Raw genomic sequence first — 15756 nt, 5'->3', positions numbered from 1 at the left:
TTAAGACCCTGAACGCTTGGATTGCTGATAAGCGAGCCCGGCCGCCATCGCGCCGAAGCCAATGGCCCAGAACACGGCTGACTGAAGTTCGGTCTTCAGAATGTAGAAGTTCAGAAAGAAGATGAAGACAGCGGCGCAGACCGCATGAAGTGCAATGTAGCGAAGCGCGGCACCGGTCATGACTTGTCTCCTTTCGGAGGATTCGTCTTTGTGGAGTCGCCCATTGGCGGCTTCGGCGACGGGCGCTCCTGCACGTTGGCAGCCTCGGTCTGCTTCTTGGACTCGGCGTCCGTGAGCACAGGCTTGTTCGGTGCGGATACGCTGCCCTTGTTGTCGTTGCTCGCAGGGGTGGTGAGCGACGTCGGCCCGCCGGCCGGCGCGGCATACTGGCGATCAATCTGCGGGCCGGGCTTGGGCAAATTGCCAGTCTCGAAGCCGTCGAGCACCCTGTTCAGGCTCTCGGGCGTCAGATCCTCATAGGTGTCCTTCCAGATCATCACCATCGGCGCATTCACGCAGGCGCCGAGGCACTCGACCTCTTCCCACGAGAAGTTGCCGTCGGCCGATACGTGGAACGGATCATGATGGATGCGATGCTTGCAGACCTCGATCAGGTCTTTCGCGCCGCGCAGCATGCACGGCGTCGTGCCGCAAACCTGCACATGCGCCTTCTTGCCGACGGGCTCGAGCTGGAACATCGTGTAGAACGTCGCGATTTCCAGCACGCGGATGTAGGGCATCTCGAGCAGGTCCGCGACGGCACGGATCGCAACCTCCGACACCCAGCCGTCGTGCTGTTCCTGCACGCGCCACAGGATCGGGATCACCGCGGACTGCTGACGGCCCGGCGGGTATTTCTCGATCTGGGCTTTCGCCCACGCCAGATTCTCCGCGCTGAACGCGAAGCTTGCGGGCTGCACCTCTTTCGGAGCCAAACGGCGGACGGCCATCGTTTAAGTCTTTCGATCTTTCATTGCGCCAATTCTATTGCGTCAAGTCTTACTGCGTTAAGTTTCACTGCGTCATGGCGCGGCGCGCGTTGCCTGAATTCATGCTGTAGATACGCTGTTCCCAGAACGCGCTCGAGGTCGCGAACACGTTGTAGCCGACGTGCGAGGCGACCTTGATGCGGTCGAGCGTGGAGAGCTGGGTCAGCGCTTCGAAACGATCCGTTGCCGGATCGTGGATGATTGCCTTCATCGGCGTCTGTTCGAGAATGTAGCGCGACACGCTGTGGGTCGGATCGTTGCCGTGCTCCTCGCAGACCACGACCGAATCCGTCTCCAGAAGCCGTTTGCCGCCCTTCATGGCGTCGATCTCGACGCCTTCGACGTCCAGCTTGATGATGTACTTGCCCTGCGCCAGGATCTTGCCGTCCTCGATCAGGTTATCGAGTGCAAGCACCTGCACCTCTTCGCCTCCCGCATCCGCACCGCCTGCGATGCTGAACGCCTCGTGGCGGTTGCCCGACAGGCGCGCCGTGCCACGCGCGGAGCCGATAGCGGCATTGATCGCTTCGAACCGGCCGCCGTTGATCTTCGCATTGTGAGCGAGACGCGGGAAATTCCGCGATGACGGCTCCATCGCAATCGACGGACGCGAGCCGAAACGCTGGCTGGACACCATCACCGACCAGTAGCCGTAGTTCGCGCCGCAATCGATCAGCGTGTAATTCACGTCCTTGGAGTCGAGCAGAAACAGCTCAAGTTCGTCTTCGTACTTGAACGTCCGGTTGAGGAGCTTGCTCCAGTAACCGTCGCCGTAAGGAAATGAGAATGCAGCGTCCGGGTTGAGCATGACGTTGATGTCGCGCTCGGACAGAAACAGCGTCTTCAGGAGATTGGCCGCGCTGTTGTAACCGCGATGCGAGATGTACGCCCCGACCTTGGATCCAGCGAGCAGCGCGAAGCCGATGGTGCGCTCCCAGGGCGTTGCCCCGCGCATGTCACCGGTCGTGCGGTCGAACAGGATCGGCGGCTGGGTCATCAGCGATCCACCTCACCGAACACGATATCGAGCGAACCGAGGATGGCCGAGACGTCAGCGAGCAGATGGCCCTTGCAGATGAAGTCCATCGCCTGAAGGTGAGCGAAGCCCGGCGCGCGGATCTTGCACTTGTACGGCTTGTTGGTGCCATCGGCGACCAGGAACACGCCGAACTCGCCTTTCGGCGCTTCGACCGCGGCATAGACTTCGCCGGCAGGCACGTGAACGCCTTCGGTGTAGAGCTTGAAGTGATGGATCAGCGCTTCCATCGAGCGCTTCATCTCACTGCGGCGGGGCGGCGCGATCTTGTTGTCCTCGACGACAACCGGGCCCTGCCCTTCAGGCGCGCGCAGCTTCTCGATGCACTGCTTCATGATGCGCACGGACTGGCGCATCTCTTCCATGCGGATGCAGTAGCGGTCGTAGCAGTCGCCGTTCTTGCCGATCGGAATATCGAAATCCATCTCGGCGTAGCATTCGTAAGGCTGCGACTTGCGCAGATCCCACGCCGCGCCCGAGCCGCGCACCATCACGCCGGAGAAACCCCACTCCCACGCCTGATCGAGAGTCACCACGCCGATATCGACATTGCGCTGCTTGAAGATGCGGTTGTCGGTGAGAAGCGTTTCGAGATCGTCCACGACCTTGAGGAACGGATCGCACCAGGCCTCGATGTCGTCGATCAGCTTCGGCGGCAGGTCCTGATGCACACCGCCGACGCGGAAGAATGCGGCGTGCATGCGCGAGCCGGAGGCGCGCTCATAGAACACCATCAGCTTTTCGCGCTCTTCGAAGCCCCAGAGCGGCGGCGTCAGCGCGCCGACGTCCATCGCCTGCGTGGTCACGTTCAGCAGATGCGACAGGATGCGGCCGATTTCGCAATAAAGCACGCGGATCAACTGGCCGCGGCGCGGCACCGCGATGCCGAGCAGCTTTTCCGCCGCAAGGCAGAACGCATGCTCCTGATTCATCGGCGCGACGTAATCGAGCCGGTCGAAATAAGGGATCGCCTGCAGATAGGTTTTCTGTTCGATCAGCTTTTCGGTGCCGCGATGAAGCAGGCCGATATGCGGATCGACGCGCTCGACCACTTCGCCGTCAAGCTCGAGCACAAGGCGCAGCACGCCGTGCGCCGCAGGATGCTGCGGTCCGAAGTTGATCGTGAAGTTGCGCATGCCGGTCTGTTCGGCGTTGAGAACCTCGCTCATCAGCCACCTGCCTTTGGTGCCGGCGCCGGTGCGGGCGCAGCAGCCTTTTCATCACCCGGCAGCGTGTAGTCTGCGCCTTCCCACGGCGAGAGGAAATCGAACTTGCGGAATTCCTGATTGAGCCGCACCGGCTCGTACACCACGCGCTTTTCCGCGTCGTCGTAGCGGACCTCGACAAAGCCGGTCAGCGGGAAATCCTTGCGCAGCGGATGGCCGTCGAAGCCGTAGTCGGTCAGCAGGCGGCGCATGTCCGGATGGCCGACGAAGATCACACCATACAGATCGTAAGTCTCGCGCTCGAACCAGTCAGCGCCCGGAAACACCGAGATGATCGACGGCACCTGCGTGGTCTCGTTCGCCTCGCCGTGCAGGCGGACGCGCGCGTTCAGGACCGGCGACATGAGGTGATAGATCACGTCGAAACGGTTCTCGCGGCCCGGATAGTCCACGGCTGTCGCGTCGGTGAAGTTGACGAAGCGGAAGCGCGGATCGGTCTTCAGCACGCGAACGATGTCCACGATCTTCGCAAGATCGACCGAGATCGAGAGCTGGTTGAACGCAACCGAATGCCCGAGCGCCGCGCCTGGAAGCGCGGCCACGATCGTCTGGCCAAGAGCGTCTAGTTTCGCATCATCCATGTGCGATTACCGTTCAATCGTTCCGGTGCGCCGGATCTTCTTCTGCAACAGCAGCACGCCGTAAAGCAGCGCCTCTGCGGTCGGCGGACAGCCCGGAACATAAATGTCGACGGGCACGATGCGATCGCAGCCGCGCACCACCGAATAGGAATAGTGATAATAGCCGCCGCCGTTGGCGCACGAGCCCATCGAGATGACGTAACGCGGCTCCGGCATCTGGTCGTAGACCTTGCGGAGCGCAGGCGCCATCTTGTTGGTCAGCGTGCCGGCGACGATCATCACGTCGGACTGGCGCGGCGACGCGCGCGGCGCGAAGCCGAAGCGCTCGACGTCGTAGCGCGGCATCGACACCTGCATCATCTCGACCGCGCAGCATGCGAGGCCGAAGGTCATCCACATCAGCGAGCCGGTCCGCGCCCATGTGATCAGGTCGTCGGTCGCGGCAACGAAGAAGCCCTTGTCGGACAGTTCGCTGTTGATCTCCAAGAAATACTTGTCGTCCGCGCCGACCGGCTGGCCGGTGCGCGGATCGATAATCCCTGTCGCGGCCTGAGAGACGGCGGGCTGCATGATCGAAGGCGCCGGGTTCGGGCTCAATCCCATTCCAGGGCTCCCTTCTTCCACTCATACGCAAAGCCGACAGTCAGCACGGCGAGGAACACCATCATCGACCAGAACCCGGTGAGGCCGAGCTTTCCGAACGCCACCGCCCACGGAAACAGGAAGGCGACTTCCAGATCGAAGATGATGAAAAGGATGGCAACCAGATAGAACCGCACATCGAATTTCATGCGCGCATCGTCGAATGCATTGAAGCCGCATTCATAGGCAGAAAGCTTTTCCGGATCCGGCTGCTGATAGGCGACGATGAACGGTGCGATCAGAAGCGCAAGACCGATCACGGTCGCGACCCCGATAAACACCACAAGTGGCAGGTAATTCTGCAGAATTCCGCCCATCGGCGACCTCATGCTGCCCGATTTTGTCCCGCAGATTCGCGAAACATTGGAATGGTTCGAAAGGGATAGCGCAGCGCAACAGGGAGGGCAAGACAAGCTGTTTTGAGGCCTGATCCGCTGTTATTGCCGATCGGAAACCCCGCCTGCGCCGGCACCTCCCGCCACCAATAAGCTCCACCGATTGACCCATGCGCGGGGCTTATTGGCAGCAAAGCGAGACGGGGAAACGACGCAGGGAACAACGGGATATGCGACCTTCGGCGTAGTCCCTGATCCCGGGCGCCGTTTATGACAAGATGCGCGCGATTTCCTTGCCGCATGCAACCGTGTCGGCCTGTCCGCCGAGATCCCGCGTCCGCAGCTTCTCGTCTGCCAGAACGGTCTCGATCGCCGTCACAATCGCCTTGCCCGCTTCCGGCTCGCCGAGATGATCCAGCATCATTGCCGCCGACCATATCTGCCCGACCGGATTGGCAATCCCCTTCCCGGCAATGTCCGGCGCTGACCCGTGAACCGGCTCGAACAGCGAGGGAAACTTGCGTTCCGGATTGAGACTGCCGGACGGGGCGATCCCGATGGTGCCGGTACAGGCCGGACCGAGGTCCGACAGGATGTCCCCAAACAGGTTGGAGCCGACCACGACATCGAACCAGTCGGGATGCAGGACGAAGTTCGCGGCCAGAATATCAATATGATACTTGTCCCACTTCACGCCCGGATAGGCCTTGGCCATCTCCTCCACCCGCTCGTCCCAGTACGGCATGGTGATCGAGATGCCGTTTGATTTCGTCGCGGACGTCAGGTGCTTTTTCGGGCGGCTTTGCGCAAGCTCAAAGGCGAACTTCAGAATCCGGTCGACGCCTGTGCGTGACATGACGCTTTCCTGGATCACCACCTCGCGGTCGGTCCCCGGAAACATGCGGCCGCCGATGGACGAATATTCGCCCTCGGTGTTCTCGCGTACGACGAAAAAGTCGATATCGCCGGGCTTTCTGCCGGCCAGCGGCGACTTCACGCCGGGCATCAGGCGAACAGGCCGAAGGTTCACATACTGGTCGAACTCCCGGCGAAACTGGATCAGCGATCCCCACAGCGAAATGTGGTCCGGCAGGATAGATGGCATGCCCACCGCGCCGAAGAAGATCGCATCGTGGCTGCCGATCTGGGCCTTCCAGTCGTCCGGCATCATCTTGCCGTGCTTCTGGTAGTAGTCACAGGAGGCGAAGTCAAAGCTGTCGAGGGTCAGTTCAAAGTTGAACTTCTTGGCCGCCGCTTCCAGCACCCGCAGTCCCTCGGGGACCACTTCCTTGCCGATGCCGTCGCCGGGAATTACGGCCAGTCTGTACTTCCTGTTGGTCCCGGTGCTGGTGGTCGGCATTAAATGTTTCCCCACATGATTTTGAGCGCGGTCGATCCTGCGTCGCCGGGCAGCAATACAGGAGATAACGTCCCGGCTGAAATGACAATCGTGCTGGGTGGGGATGCCCGTGGCGCGGCCGTATGAGCGGTCGGTCCGGCCCCGTGCGGCACGCGCCGTCCGGGACCCGCCGAAGTCAGGCGGAAAATTCCGCCCGGTGGAGTTCGACGAACTCAGGAACCGTCAGAGGCGGACGGCCTGTGACACGCTCGATGATATCGTTGGTGCCGGCGAAGATGCCGTCCTGATAGTCCTGCGCCACCTCGCACAGGTGTTGAACCAGGTGCTGCGGCGCATGCAGGCTTTCAAGCTGCGCCTTGAAGTCCGGAATGGACTGCGCGGTGTAGCTGATCTTCTTGCCGAGCACCGTGCTGACCTGTGCAGCGATCTCATGGTGGTTCATTTCGGTGGAACCATAGAGAGGATAGGTCTTTCCGGCATGAGGTGCCGGGTCCCTCAAAATCGCAGCGATCAACCGCCCCTGATCTTCTCCCGCGATCGGCGCGTGACGCCCCTCCCCGAACGGCAGCACGATCTGGCCCGTCGAAGCTATCCTGCTGCCGCGGCCGAAATACAGAAGCCACTGGGCGAAGAAGGTCGGGCGCAGATGCACGACCGGAATGCCGTACCGATCCAGCATCCGTTCACAGACCCAGTGCTGGCGAGCCGCGTTGCTCTTGGCATCCGAACGCGCCGAAATCTGCGACATGTTCACGATGAACTTCACACCCGCTTCTGAAGCCGCCTGCGCGAAATACGCTGTCGCATCGACCAGTCCACTCCGGATCGGATAGACAAAATAAGCTGCCGTCACGCCCCTGGTTGCGGCCCGCACGGCAGCGAGGTCCAGCAGATCGCCGACCATCACCTCCGCGCCGAGGTCCCGCAACGCATCGGCGCGCGCGTCATCCCTGTGAACGAACGCCCGTACCCTGGCGCCCGCCTGTCTCAATTCGCGAACGGCGGCCTTCCCTGTCGATCCCGTCGCGCCCGTCACCAGCATCAAATCGCTCATTTTCATCTCCTCAGATATTAAGAGCATATGCTCCTATTATCCAAGCCGGTCTTTGGCAATGGCTTGACAAAAACAAGAGAATGTTCTCCTAATTTTTTGATCCCCGGCCGCGACGGCCGGAACTCTTGAAACAGGAATCGGACAGGTCATGGCGCAACCGGGACTGGACACGTGCAACTGCTTCGCCGTGCGCAAGGCGGCGCGCCGCATGACACAGATCTACGACGCCGCGCTTGCGCCCTCAGGCGTGCGGGTGACGCAGTTCATGCTCCTGATGGCGCTGAACAAGGAAGGCGGCCTGTCGGTGAACCGGCTGGCCGAACTGATGGTGATGAATCGCACCACGATGGGGAAGAATCTCCGCCCCCTCGAACGCGATGGCCTCGTCGACGTCAGGGTTTCAAAGGAAGACCGTCGCAGCCGCGACATCCTGCTCACGCGAAAAGGCCGCTCCCTCCTCGACAAGGCTTATCCGCTCTGGCGGAACGCCCACGACAGCTTCGAACAGAAGCACGGCGCGCGGTTTGCGGCGCAATTTCGCTCCGTACTCAGCGCGGTCACAGACTGATCGTGTAAAAAGTCTGCAGTGCTTGACTTGGCAGGGCGGCACCTTTAAGTCCGGGACCCTGCGGTCCGCTGATGCGGCCTTGCGGGAGTAGCTCAGTTGGTTAGAGCGCCGGCCTGTCACGCCGGAGGTCGCGGGTTCGAGCCCCGTCTCTCGCGCCAAATTATCTCATAAAAACAATCAGTTCCTACTTCGCACGGTCACGCCGGCTACGCCGTCCGTCCGGGATCGGGCCGACACGCCACGCCCGTTCCGAGGCCACATTTGCGAGGGTGTTGTTGCATTTCCCCTTGTGTGTCAGGCTCTTTTCCACCGCCGATTTAAATAAGGCGCTATTTACGGGCAAAACTCGTAGTCAGGACGCTCCCGAATCAAATAAGCCCTGATGTATCGTTAGTTTTGTGAAGCCTAGTATCCACGAGGAGGGCCAAATATGGCAAAGAAAGCAGCTACCCCAGCGACCGTCACTTTGAAGCACCTTGCCGCCGCTCTCGCCGAAGAGCACGAGTTGTCGAAGAAGACCGCTGAAACCATCCTCGGCGACCTCGTCACCAAGATCACCAAGCACCTCAAGAAGGGCGAGCGTATCCGCATCGTCGGCCTCGGAATCCTCCAGGTCCGCAAGCGCGCCGCCCGCATGGGCCGCAACCCGGCAACCGGCGAAGCGATCCACATCAAGGCGAGCAAGAAGGTTGCTTTCCGCGCTGCCAAGGAATTGAAGGAAGCCGTCTAAGACCGGCATCCAGACTTTAAAGGCCCTGACGCCATTCCGGCTCCGCCGGGATGGCGTTTTCTTTTGGGTGGCGCTTTTACATCTGTGGGTTAAGTAAACACAACAGCATTGCGTATCGCTCGCCGTCACCCTGAGGTGCCGTAGCGGAGCGAAGGCCTCGAAGGGCGACGGCGCGGCGCCCATGCCGCGCATCCTTCGAGGCTCGCAGCAAACGCGGCTCGCACCTCAGGATGACGGAGCAAATTTGGCGATCAATTTCTCCCACACCGTTCTCGACCGCTTCCTGCGCTATGTGCGCATCGACACCCAGTCGGACGCGTCATCACCCACCTGCCCGTCCACCGAGAAGCAGAAAGACCTCGGCCGCCTGCTCGCGCAGGAGTTGCGCGATCTCGGTCTGACCGACGCGCACATGGACGAGCATGGCTACGTCTATGCGACGCTGCCCGCCAATACCGGCAAGACCGTCCCTGTGATCTGCTTCTGCTCGCACATGGATACCTCGCCGGACTGCACCGGCAAGGATGTGAAGCCGCAGATCGTGCGCAACTACCAGGGCGGCGACATCGTTCTGCCCGCCGATCCGTCCCAGGTTATTCGCGCGGCGGACAATCCGGCGCTCAAAGACCAGATCGGCAGCGACATCGTCACCACCGACGGCACCACGCTGCTCGGGGCCGACAACAAGGCCGGCGTCGCCGAAATCATGGATGCGGTTCAGGTCCTGATCGCCAATCCACAGATAAAACACGGCGCGATCAAAATTCTTTTCACGCCGGACGAGGAAATAGGCCGCGGAGCGGACAAGGTCGATCTGAAGAAGCTCGGCGCCGCCTTCGGTTACACCATTGACGGCGAAAGCGCGGGCCACCTCGAGGACGAGACGTTCTCGGCGGATGGTGTGACCATCACCATCCAGGGCGTCAGCATCCATCCGGGCTTCGCCAAGGGGAAGATGGAGCACGCGCTCAAGATCGCCTCCCGCATCGTCGACCGGCTGCCGAAGGACCTTGCCCCGGAAACCACCGAGGGCCGTGAAGGCTTCCTGCATCCGGTCGGGCTTCAGGGCGGCCTCGACAGCGCCGTGCTGTCGCTGATCGTGCGTGACTTCACCGTGCAGGGCCTGAAAGAAAAGGAGGCGCTGCTGGAGGACATCGTGCGCGGCGTCATGAAGGACTTCCCGCACTCGTCCTATACCTTTGAGGTCAAGGAACAGTACCGCAACATGAAGGAAGTTCTCGACCGCCATCCGCAAGTGGTCGAGTACGCACTGGAAGCGATCGATCGCGCGGGGCTTCAGCCGGTCCTCAGCAGCATTCGCGGCGGCACCGATGGCTCGCGGCTGTCCTTCATGGGACTGCCCTGTCCCAACGTCTTCGCCGGTGAGCATGCCTTCCACTCGCGCCTCGAATGGGTCAGCGTTCAGGACATGGAAGCGGCGGTGCGGACCATCGTGCATCTCGCCGCGATTTGGGAGGAAAAGGCATGATCCGGATTGTGAACCGCCTCGCCGCGCTGCTCGCGTTCGCTCTCCTTGTGCCGCTCAGCGCACAGACGCAGGAGCCGCGCTTCGACATGACGGTCACGGCCGATGCTACCAAGGCCAACGGCAGCCCATGGGACGGTGTGCCGCGGCTTGGCAATTCAAAGCTCAATCTCAACGCCGCGCCCGACATCGCGGTCTGCCTCGTGCGCGCGAATGCCAAACCGGACTGCCTGTGGAAACCGCAGGGACGCCGTCTGCTGTCGCAATGTCAGAACGCATGGACCTGCAGGTTCGACAATGTGGCGCTCGCACCGCTGCCGATTGGTCTGGTCTTTATCGACATCGATGCACGCAACCACGACATCATCGATGTCGCTGTCCTCACCGACAGAACCGACGCCAGGGCGAACGACGAGATCGCGGATTCGCTGCGCACCGCGATGAGCGTGCTGACGCCGCACCGCTCCGAGGACACAAAGGAGCGTCTCGTCCGCAGCGCGAAGCTGCTGGCGCTGGCCGATTGCGCGGACGGCAAGCCGTGCCGGCTGACGCAATCGCAGTTCGTGCTGACCAAGAAATAGTGGGGCGGCGCTAACCCAAGATCAATTTGGCTCGTCAATCTGCGAGCGACACTCTTGTTTCGCTTCTGGTCATTTGATTTTATTTCAAACCGGGTTGAATTTGTTTGACTAATTCAGTGGGGATGTCCTTGAGCGAAAAACTCCAAATCGGCGATCTCGTGCAAATCAAATCCGGCGGCCCTCGCATGACCGTTTCGTCTCCGCAGGGCATCTACGGCTATGACAGCCAAGAGTCCGTCCATTGCGTTTGGTTCAATGGATCGACACGATTGGAGGAATTATTTGCTGCTGAATACCTCGAAAAGATCGAAAGCCGCAAATGACAACAATTGCCGAAGGCATTAGCGCGGTCAGCACCGCACTTGGAATTGTAAAGACACTGCGAGAGATCGACCGCGGAGTTCAAGAGGCAGAATTCAAGCTCCAAGTAGCTAATGTGACTTCTGCGTTAGCTGATGCAAAAGTTGCCCTTGTGGAAGCGCAGGAAGCAGCACGCCTTCAAAAGGAAGAGTTGGAAAAGCTGCGTTCAGCGGTGCGCTACCGTGAAGAAGAAACAATCAAAGTTCAAGGATTCTTGTTTCGCAAGCAGGATGATGGGCCAAGAGGAAAAGCATTCTGCCCCGTATGCAGTGATGAGGGGCGCTACATCCATCTTCGCATAGTGCCAACAAAGGACGGGAACGTGAACAAATGCCCGCGCTGCAACTCAAATTACGGCTGGCAAGTCCCAGAATTCACTGAGTAGCAGACGGGTTGGCAACCGCAGATACTCACCCCCGCATCCGCAACTGAAGCATCGGCAACACCTCATAACGTGCGCCGATGTTGGCCTTGACCATCGGGTCCTCCGCAACGATGGCGCGGACATCGTCGGCGCTCTCGTCGTCGGTCATTTCGAACAACGACATGCCCCAGCCGCCCGCCGGATCGGCCACCGGCCCGTGCGCGAGAACGCCGCCCTGCTCCAGCAAGGCCTGCAAGAACTCGCCGTGCGATTTCATCAGCACCTTTTGCTCGGGGGTCATGGTCTTGAGGAAGTCCGGCCCCGGAGGAACGAAGCGGCAAAGGAAGTACTTCATCTGAAACTCCGCAGTGGAAAAGAAACGAGGAATAGTCCGCTTGAAAGAATGTCTAGGCCGTCAAGATGGCGGCGCCATGACTCCGCTTCGTGACGCGATCCATCATGGCACTGCCGGCTGAGCGGCCGATGTCATGCGCGGCCGGCCAGTCAAACGGTGTCCAAGGCGATTAAAGGGCATTTCGATACAGGTCCACGAGATCCAGGCCACGGGAATGGTGCACGCGATGACGACGGCAGCGACAGCGATACCCGCCTCCAGAGGATGCGCCGCCGCCCACGGATATTGACGCACCCGGTCGCAAATCAACTCCAGGAACAACACGTTGAAAAGGTAGAAGCTGAAGCTGATCCTGCCGAGGAATTGCGAGATGCTGCCGGACAGAAACGCCTCGATCGCAGGGGTGCGGCGATAGTAAACCATCGCGACAAGCACGGCGATCGAAGCCTCCCGCAGCGGCCAGCGAAGAACAATCGCGCAGGCGATTGCGCCGATCCATGACCATGTCGGGAGCGCTGACGCGACCGCCCTGCCAGCTCTTGTCGGAATGAGAGCCCCCAGCGCGAAACAATACCAGGAGCCCCTGAAATACGTGAGATAACCGTCAAGCTGAGGTAATTCGAGCAGATACATCAGGCCGAAAGCGACAAAAGCCAGTCCCCATCCCCTGCTCGCCCGATACCCCAGATAGGACAGGAGCAGAAACAACGGCGCAATCATCTCGGCGTTCAGCGTCCAGGTCGCGCCATTCACCTTGAAATCATAAAGCAGCGCGTTGCTGATAAAATCGTCGAGTGTGATCCCGCGCCCGCCGGCCGCGAAAGCCAGTGAACAGGCGACAAGGCAGACAAACAGCGCCGGATAAATCCGGAAGACGCGGCGAACGTAAAACTTCACGGCGACACCGCCGATGCCGCCCTCCTCGCGCATCAGGCTGCGAAACAGAACCGCACCGCTCAAGACGAAGAACAGCATGACGGCTGCCTCGCCGTCGAAAATCTTCAGAAAGACTTTTGTTAATCCTTCGTAGGGATCAAAATTCGACCAGTGGCCGCGCAGGATTCTCTCGATCTGTGTCGCGTCCAATCCAAGAACCGAGTGAAAGACGACGACAACGATCGCGGCATAACCGCGAAGGCCGTCCAGCCCGGCATTTCGTTCCTCCGCCATGCTTGCCGCCATAGCTGGGCCTGCCGCTTTGAAAAGTGGCTGCTTCATTCGGGAAAGCCGCGAATAACTTGCGTGGGAACGGGTGTTGGAAAAACAGAATGGTAGGCGGCGACGGATTCGAACCGCCGACCCTCTCGGTGTAAACGAGATGCTCTAACCAGCTGAGCTAGCCGCCCTCAATGTTCGCCGAACGAGCGACGATGCCCGCGTGTTTTAGCCGGGCGGACACCTTCGGCGCAACCCGGCATCGCCGTCATTTGAGGGCATCGGACATAAAAAACGGCGCCCGAAGGCGCCGTTTTATCATCAATTCCGCGTATCGCTCAGTGCGCAGTGGTCAGGCCGCCTGTGGTCTCATCGGCCTCAGGCGTTGCCAGCGCCTTGACGTCCTCTTCCCAGACGATCGGGGTCGGAACCCGCACCAGCGCCTTGGCCAGCACTTCGTCCATCCGCGCGACCGGGATGATTTCCATGCCGCCCTTGATGGCGTCGGAAATCTCCGTGAGGTCCTTGGCGTTGTCCTCAGGAATGAAGACCGTCTTGATGCCGCCACGCGCGGCCGCAAGCAGCTTCTCCTTCAGACCGCCGATCGGCAGCACCCGGCCCCGCAGCGTGATCTCGCCGGTCATGGCGACATCGTGCCGGATCGGAATGCCGGTCAGCACCGAGACGATGGACGTCGTCATCGCGACACCGGCAGACGGACCATCCTTCGGCGTCGCACCTTCCGGCACGTGCACGTGGATGTCGCGGCGGTCGAACAGCGGCGGCTCGATGCCGTAGTTGATCGCTCGCGAGCGGACGTAGGACGCAGCAGCCGAAATCGACTCCTTCATCACGTCGCGCAGGTTGCCCGTCACCGTCATGCGGCCCTTGCCGGGCATCATGACGCTTTCGATGGTCAGCAGCTCGCCGCCCACCTCGGTCCACGCCAGACCGGTCACAACACCGACCTGGTCCTCGCTGTCGATCTCGCCGTAGCGATACTTCGGCACACCGAGGAACTCCTCGACCACGGCCGCGGTCACCTTCACCGACTTCTTCTTCGAGATCATGAGTTCCTTCACACCCTTGCGGGCCAGTGTCGAAATCTCACGCTCGAGGTTACGCACGCCCGCTTCGCGGGTGTAGCGGCGGATCAGGAACAACAGCGCTTCGTCGTCGATCGACCATTCCTTCGAGTTCAGGCCGTGCTTGGCGATCGCGTTCGGGATGAGATGCTTGCGGGCGATCTCGACCTTCTCGTTCTCGGTGTAGCCGGCGATGCGGATGATCTCCATGCGGTCCATCAGCGGTCCGGGAATATTGAGCGTATTCGCGGTCGTGATGAACATCACGTTGGAGAGGTCGTAATCCACCTCGAGGTAGTGATCGTTGAACGTGCCGTTCTGCTCGGGGTCGAGGACCTCAAGCAAAGCCGACGACGGATCGCCGCGGAAGTCGGCGCCCATCTTGTCGATCTCGTCCAGCAGGAACAGCGGGTTCGAGGTCTTCGCCTTGCGCATCGACTGGATGATCTTGCCGGGCATCGAGCCGATGTAGGTGCGGCGGTGTCCGCGGATTTCCGCTTCATCCCGCACGCCGCCCAGCGACACGCGCACGAACTCACGTCCGGTCGCCTTCGCGATCGACTTGCCAAGCGAGGTCTTGCCGACGCCCGGAGGGCCGACGAGGCACAGGATCGGTCCGGTCAGCTTGTTGGCGCGGGACTGCACGGCGAGATACTCGACGATGCGGTCCTTGACCTTCTCAAGCCCGTAGTGATCCGAGTCGAGCACTTCCTGCGCGGCAACGAGGTCCTTCTTCACCTTGGACTTCTTGCCCCATGGAATCGACAGCAGCCAGTCGAGATAGTTGCGCACGACCGTCGCCTCGGCGGACATCGGAGACATCTGCCGCAGCTTCTTCAGTTCATGCGCCGCCTTCTCGCGAGCTTCCTTCGAGAGCTTGGTCTTGTTGATCTTCTCTTCGAGATCAGCAAGTTCGTCGCGGCCTTCGTCGTCGCCGAGCTCCTTCTGGATCGCCTTCATCTGCTCGTTGAGGTAGTACTCGCGCTGGGTCTTCTCCATCTGGCGCTTGACGCGCGAGCGGATCTTCTTCTCGACCTGCAGCACCGAGATCTCGCTCTCCATCAGGCCCATCACCTTCTCAAGGCGCTGGGAGACGGACAACGTTTCCAGGATGGTCTGGCGGTCGGAGATCTTGACGGCGAGGTGCGACGCCACAGTGTCCGCGAGCTTCGCGAAATCCGTGATCTGCTGAACGACGCCCACCACTTCGGCGGAAATCTTCTTGTTCAGCTTCACATAGCTCTCGAAGTCGGAGACGACCGAACGCGACAAGGCCTCCGCCTCGACGCTTTTCGCATCGAGATCGGCAAGCGCGGTGACGCTGGCTTCATAGAAATCGGTACGGTCGGCGTACTTACCGGCCTTGCCGCGCTCCAGGCCCTCGACCAGCACCTTCACGGTACCGTCGGGAAGCTTCAGGAGCTGCAGCACGCTGGCGAGCGTGCCGATCTCGTAAATGGAGTCCGGAGCCGGATCATCATCGGACGCGTTCTTCTGCGTCGCGAGGAAGATCAGCGCATCGTTCTTCATCACCTCTTCGAGCGCCTTGATCGACTTCTCGCGGCCGACGAACAGCGGCACGATCATGTGCGGGAAGACGACAATGTCGCGAAGCGGCAGCACCGGATAGGAGTGGCTTTCGCCGTGAACGATGACTGGACGAGGCTTTGAGGCAGTTGTCATGCCCATATTCCTTTTGTTGCGCCCCCTTGCACGCAGTCCGCTGAACGCGACCGCCACAAGGTGCCTTGTGTGCCGGATAAAGAAAGAGCTCTTTTGAGCCAGTGGCCGTGGTGCGGCCTCTCCCTGCCCGGGTAGCTTTTGCTGCGACTCGGTCGACTGACGTTGC

At 60.7% G+C, this 15756-nt stretch carries 18 protein-coding genes and 2 tRNA genes; 7 read left to right on the top strand and 13 right to left on the bottom strand.

The window, feature by feature from the left end; translation table 11 throughout:
* The 9 genes from ACP7AL_RS19790 to ACP7AL_RS19750 form a co-directional block, all read right to left on the bottom strand.
* Window positions 1-180 carry a hypothetical protein gene (locus ACP7AL_RS19790; RefSeq protein ID WP_425993633.1) on the bottom strand — a complete coding sequence of 60 codons (180 nt, stop codon included), beginning with the start codon at window positions 178-180 and terminating at the stop codon, window positions 1-3.
* Window positions 177-950 carry an NADH-quinone oxidoreductase subunit NuoE gene (gene nuoE, locus ACP7AL_RS19785; RefSeq protein WP_425993632.1) on the bottom strand — a complete coding sequence of 258 codons (774 nt, stop codon included), beginning with the start codon at window positions 948-950 and terminating at the stop codon, window positions 177-179. The genes ACP7AL_RS19790 and nuoE overlap by 4 nt, the downstream gene beginning before the upstream one ends.
* Before the next feature lie 64 nt (window positions 951-1014).
* Window positions 1015-1986 (bottom strand): FkbM family methyltransferase, encoded by a 972-nt coding sequence (locus ACP7AL_RS19780; protein ID WP_425993631.1) that lies wholly within the window; start codon window positions 1984-1986, stop codon window positions 1015-1017.
* Window positions 1986-3194 carry an NADH-quinone oxidoreductase subunit D gene (locus ACP7AL_RS19775; RefSeq protein WP_425993630.1) on the bottom strand — a complete coding sequence of 403 codons (1209 nt, stop codon included), beginning with the start codon at window positions 3192-3194 and terminating at the stop codon, window positions 1986-1988. Before ACP7AL_RS19775 ends, ACP7AL_RS19780 begins: the two co-directional genes overlap by 1 nt.
* On the bottom strand, window positions 3194-3832 hold the full coding sequence (locus ACP7AL_RS19770; protein WP_006020767.1) for an NADH-quinone oxidoreductase subunit C: 639 nt from the start codon (window positions 3830-3832) through the stop codon (window positions 3194-3196). Before ACP7AL_RS19770 ends, ACP7AL_RS19775 begins: the two co-directional genes overlap by 1 nt.
* A gap of 6 nt (window positions 3833-3838) precedes the next feature.
* On the bottom strand, window positions 3839-4435 hold the full coding sequence (locus ACP7AL_RS19765) for a NuoB/complex I 20 kDa subunit family protein (RefSeq protein WP_024921816.1): 597 nt from the start codon (window positions 4433-4435) through the stop codon (window positions 3839-3841).
* Window positions 4426-4791: an NADH-quinone oxidoreductase subunit A gene (locus ACP7AL_RS19760; protein ID WP_425993629.1), complete on the bottom strand. Its 366-nt coding sequence runs from the start codon at window positions 4789-4791 to the stop codon at window positions 4426-4428. Before ACP7AL_RS19760 ends, ACP7AL_RS19765 begins: the two co-directional genes overlap by 10 nt.
* A gap of 286 nt (window positions 4792-5077) precedes the next feature.
* A complete protein-coding gene (locus tag ACP7AL_RS19755) occupies window positions 5078-6169 on the bottom strand; it encodes a tartrate dehydrogenase (protein WP_006020770.1) in 1092 nt (363 codons plus the stop codon).
* 175 nt (window positions 6170-6344) lie between these two features.
* The gene (locus ACP7AL_RS19750; RefSeq protein WP_425993628.1) at window positions 6345-7223 is read right to left on the bottom strand and encodes an NmrA family NAD(P)-binding protein; all 879 of its coding nucleotides are present in this window, start codon (window positions 7221-7223) and stop codon (window positions 6345-6347) included.
* Window positions 7224-7371: 148 nt separating this feature from the next.
* Here ACP7AL_RS19750 and ACP7AL_RS19745 point away from each other — a divergent pair, with 148 nt between their 5' ends.
* The 7 genes from ACP7AL_RS19745 to ACP7AL_RS19715 all read left to right on the top strand — a co-directional run bounded on the left by ACP7AL_RS19745 (window position 7372) and on the right by ACP7AL_RS19715 (window position 11333).
* Entirely contained in the window at window positions 7372-7791 is a 420-nt protein-coding gene (locus ACP7AL_RS19745; protein ID WP_006020772.1) for a MarR family winged helix-turn-helix transcriptional regulator, read from the top strand.
* Between the two features lie 81 nt (window positions 7792-7872).
* A tRNA-Asp gene (locus tag ACP7AL_RS19740) sits at window positions 7873-7949 on the top strand.
* A 272-nt stretch (window positions 7950-8221) separates the two neighbouring features.
* Entirely contained in the window at window positions 8222-8521 is a 300-nt protein-coding gene (locus ACP7AL_RS19735; protein ID WP_006020773.1) for an HU family DNA-binding protein, read from the top strand.
* 244 nt (window positions 8522-8765) lie between these two features.
* Window positions 8766-10010 carry a peptidase T gene (gene pepT / locus ACP7AL_RS19730; RefSeq protein WP_425993627.1) on the top strand — a complete coding sequence of 415 codons (1245 nt, stop codon included), beginning with the start codon at window positions 8766-8768 and terminating at the stop codon, window positions 10008-10010.
* Window positions 10007-10588 carry a hypothetical protein gene (locus ACP7AL_RS19725; protein ID WP_425993626.1) on the top strand — a complete coding sequence of 194 codons (582 nt, stop codon included), beginning with the start codon at window positions 10007-10009 and terminating at the stop codon, window positions 10586-10588. Before pepT ends, ACP7AL_RS19725 begins: the two co-directional genes overlap by 4 nt.
* A 128-nt stretch (window positions 10589-10716) precedes the next feature.
* Window positions 10717-10911 (top strand): YodC family protein, encoded by a 195-nt coding sequence (locus ACP7AL_RS19720; RefSeq protein WP_425993624.1) that lies wholly within the window; start codon window positions 10717-10719, stop codon window positions 10909-10911.
* A complete protein-coding gene (locus ACP7AL_RS19715) occupies window positions 10908-11333 on the top strand; it encodes a hypothetical protein (protein WP_425993623.1) in 426 nt (141 codons plus the stop codon). Before ACP7AL_RS19720 ends, ACP7AL_RS19715 begins: the two co-directional genes overlap by 4 nt.
* 25 nt (window positions 11334-11358) lie before the next feature.
* On the opposite strand, the gene ACP7AL_RS19710 is transcribed toward ACP7AL_RS19715, so the two are convergent.
* The 4 genes from ACP7AL_RS19710 to lon form a co-directional block, all read right to left on the bottom strand.
* Window positions 11359-11667: a YciI family protein gene (locus ACP7AL_RS19710; protein WP_425993622.1), complete on the bottom strand. Its 309-nt coding sequence runs from the start codon at window positions 11665-11667 to the stop codon at window positions 11359-11361.
* A 102-nt stretch (window positions 11668-11769) separates the two neighbouring features.
* A complete protein-coding gene (locus ACP7AL_RS19705; protein ID WP_425993621.1) occupies window positions 11770-12837 on the bottom strand; it encodes an acyltransferase family protein in 1068 nt (355 codons plus the stop codon).
* Window positions 12838-12936: 99 nt separating this feature from the next.
* Window positions 12937-13013 (bottom strand) — tRNA-Val (locus tag ACP7AL_RS19700).
* Between the two features lie 147 nt (window positions 13014-13160).
* Window positions 13161-15590 carry an endopeptidase La gene (gene lon, locus ACP7AL_RS19695; RefSeq protein WP_006020778.1) on the bottom strand — a complete coding sequence of 810 codons (2430 nt, stop codon included), beginning with the start codon at window positions 15588-15590 and terminating at the stop codon, window positions 13161-13163.
* Window positions 15591-15756: the final 166 nt, after the last annotated feature.

It is taken from the genome of Afipia sp. DC4300-2b1, assembly GCF_049895725.1.
Lineage (GTDB): Bacteria > Pseudomonadota > Alphaproteobacteria > Rhizobiales > Xanthobacteraceae > Afipia > Afipia broomeae.
This window is presented reverse-complemented; position numbering and strand designations above follow the sequence as displayed.

Bases quoted from the DNA above. Each gene is read 5' to 3' on its own strand.
- ACP7AL_RS19750 (WP_425993628.1), bottom strand. From the start codon at position 7,223: ATGAGCGATTTGATGCTGGTGACGGGCGCGACGGGATCGACAGGGAAG.
- ACP7AL_RS19790 (WP_425993633.1), bottom strand. From the start codon at position 180: ATGACCGGTGCCGCGCTTCGCTACATTGCACTTCATGCGGTCTGCGCC.
- ACP7AL_RS19735 (WP_006020773.1), top strand. From the start codon at position 8,222: ATGGCAAAGAAAGCAGCTACCCCAGCGACCGTCACTTTGAAGCACCTT.
- ACP7AL_RS19760 (WP_425993629.1), bottom strand. From the start codon at position 4,791: ATGGGCGGAATTCTGCAGAATTACCTGCCACTTGTGGTGTTTATCGGG.
- ACP7AL_RS19745 (WP_006020772.1), top strand. From the start codon at position 7,372: ATGGCGCAACCGGGACTGGACACGTGCAACTGCTTCGCCGTGCGCAAG.
- ACP7AL_RS19775 (WP_425993630.1), bottom strand. From the start codon at position 3,194: ATGAGCGAGGTTCTCAACGCCGAACAGACCGGCATGCGCAACTTCACG.
- ACP7AL_RS19780 (WP_425993631.1), bottom strand. From the start codon at position 1,986: ATGACCCAGCCGCCGATCCTGTTCGACCGCACGACCGGTGACATGCGC.
- lon (WP_006020778.1), bottom strand. From the start codon at position 15,590: ATGACAACTGCCTCAAAGCCTCGTCCAGTCATCGTTCACGGCGAAAGC.
- ACP7AL_RS19765 (WP_024921816.1), bottom strand. From the start codon at position 4,435: ATGGGATTGAGCCCGAACCCGGCGCCTTCGATCATGCAGCCCGCCGTC.
- ACP7AL_RS19725 (WP_425993626.1), top strand. From the start codon at position 10,007: ATGATCCGGATTGTGAACCGCCTCGCCGCGCTGCTCGCGTTCGCTCTC.
- ACP7AL_RS19755 (WP_006020770.1), bottom strand. From the start codon at position 6,169: ATGCCGACCACCAGCACCGGGACCAACAGGAAGTACAGACTGGCCGTA.
- nuoE (WP_425993632.1), bottom strand. From the start codon at position 950: ATGGCCGTCCGCCGTTTGGCTCCGAAAGAGGTGCAGCCCGCAAGCTTC.
- ACP7AL_RS19710 (WP_425993622.1), bottom strand. From the start codon at position 11,667: ATGAAGTACTTCCTTTGCCGCTTCGTTCCTCCGGGGCCGGACTTCCTC.
- ACP7AL_RS19705 (WP_425993621.1), bottom strand. From the start codon at position 12,837: ATGGCGGAGGAACGAAATGCCGGGCTGGACGGCCTTCGCGGTTATGCC.
- ACP7AL_RS19770 (WP_006020767.1), bottom strand. From the start codon at position 3,832: ATGGATGATGCGAAACTAGACGCTCTTGGCCAGACGATCGTGGCCGCG.
- ACP7AL_RS19715 (WP_425993623.1), top strand. From the start codon at position 10,908: ATGACAACAATTGCCGAAGGCATTAGCGCGGTCAGCACCGCACTTGGA.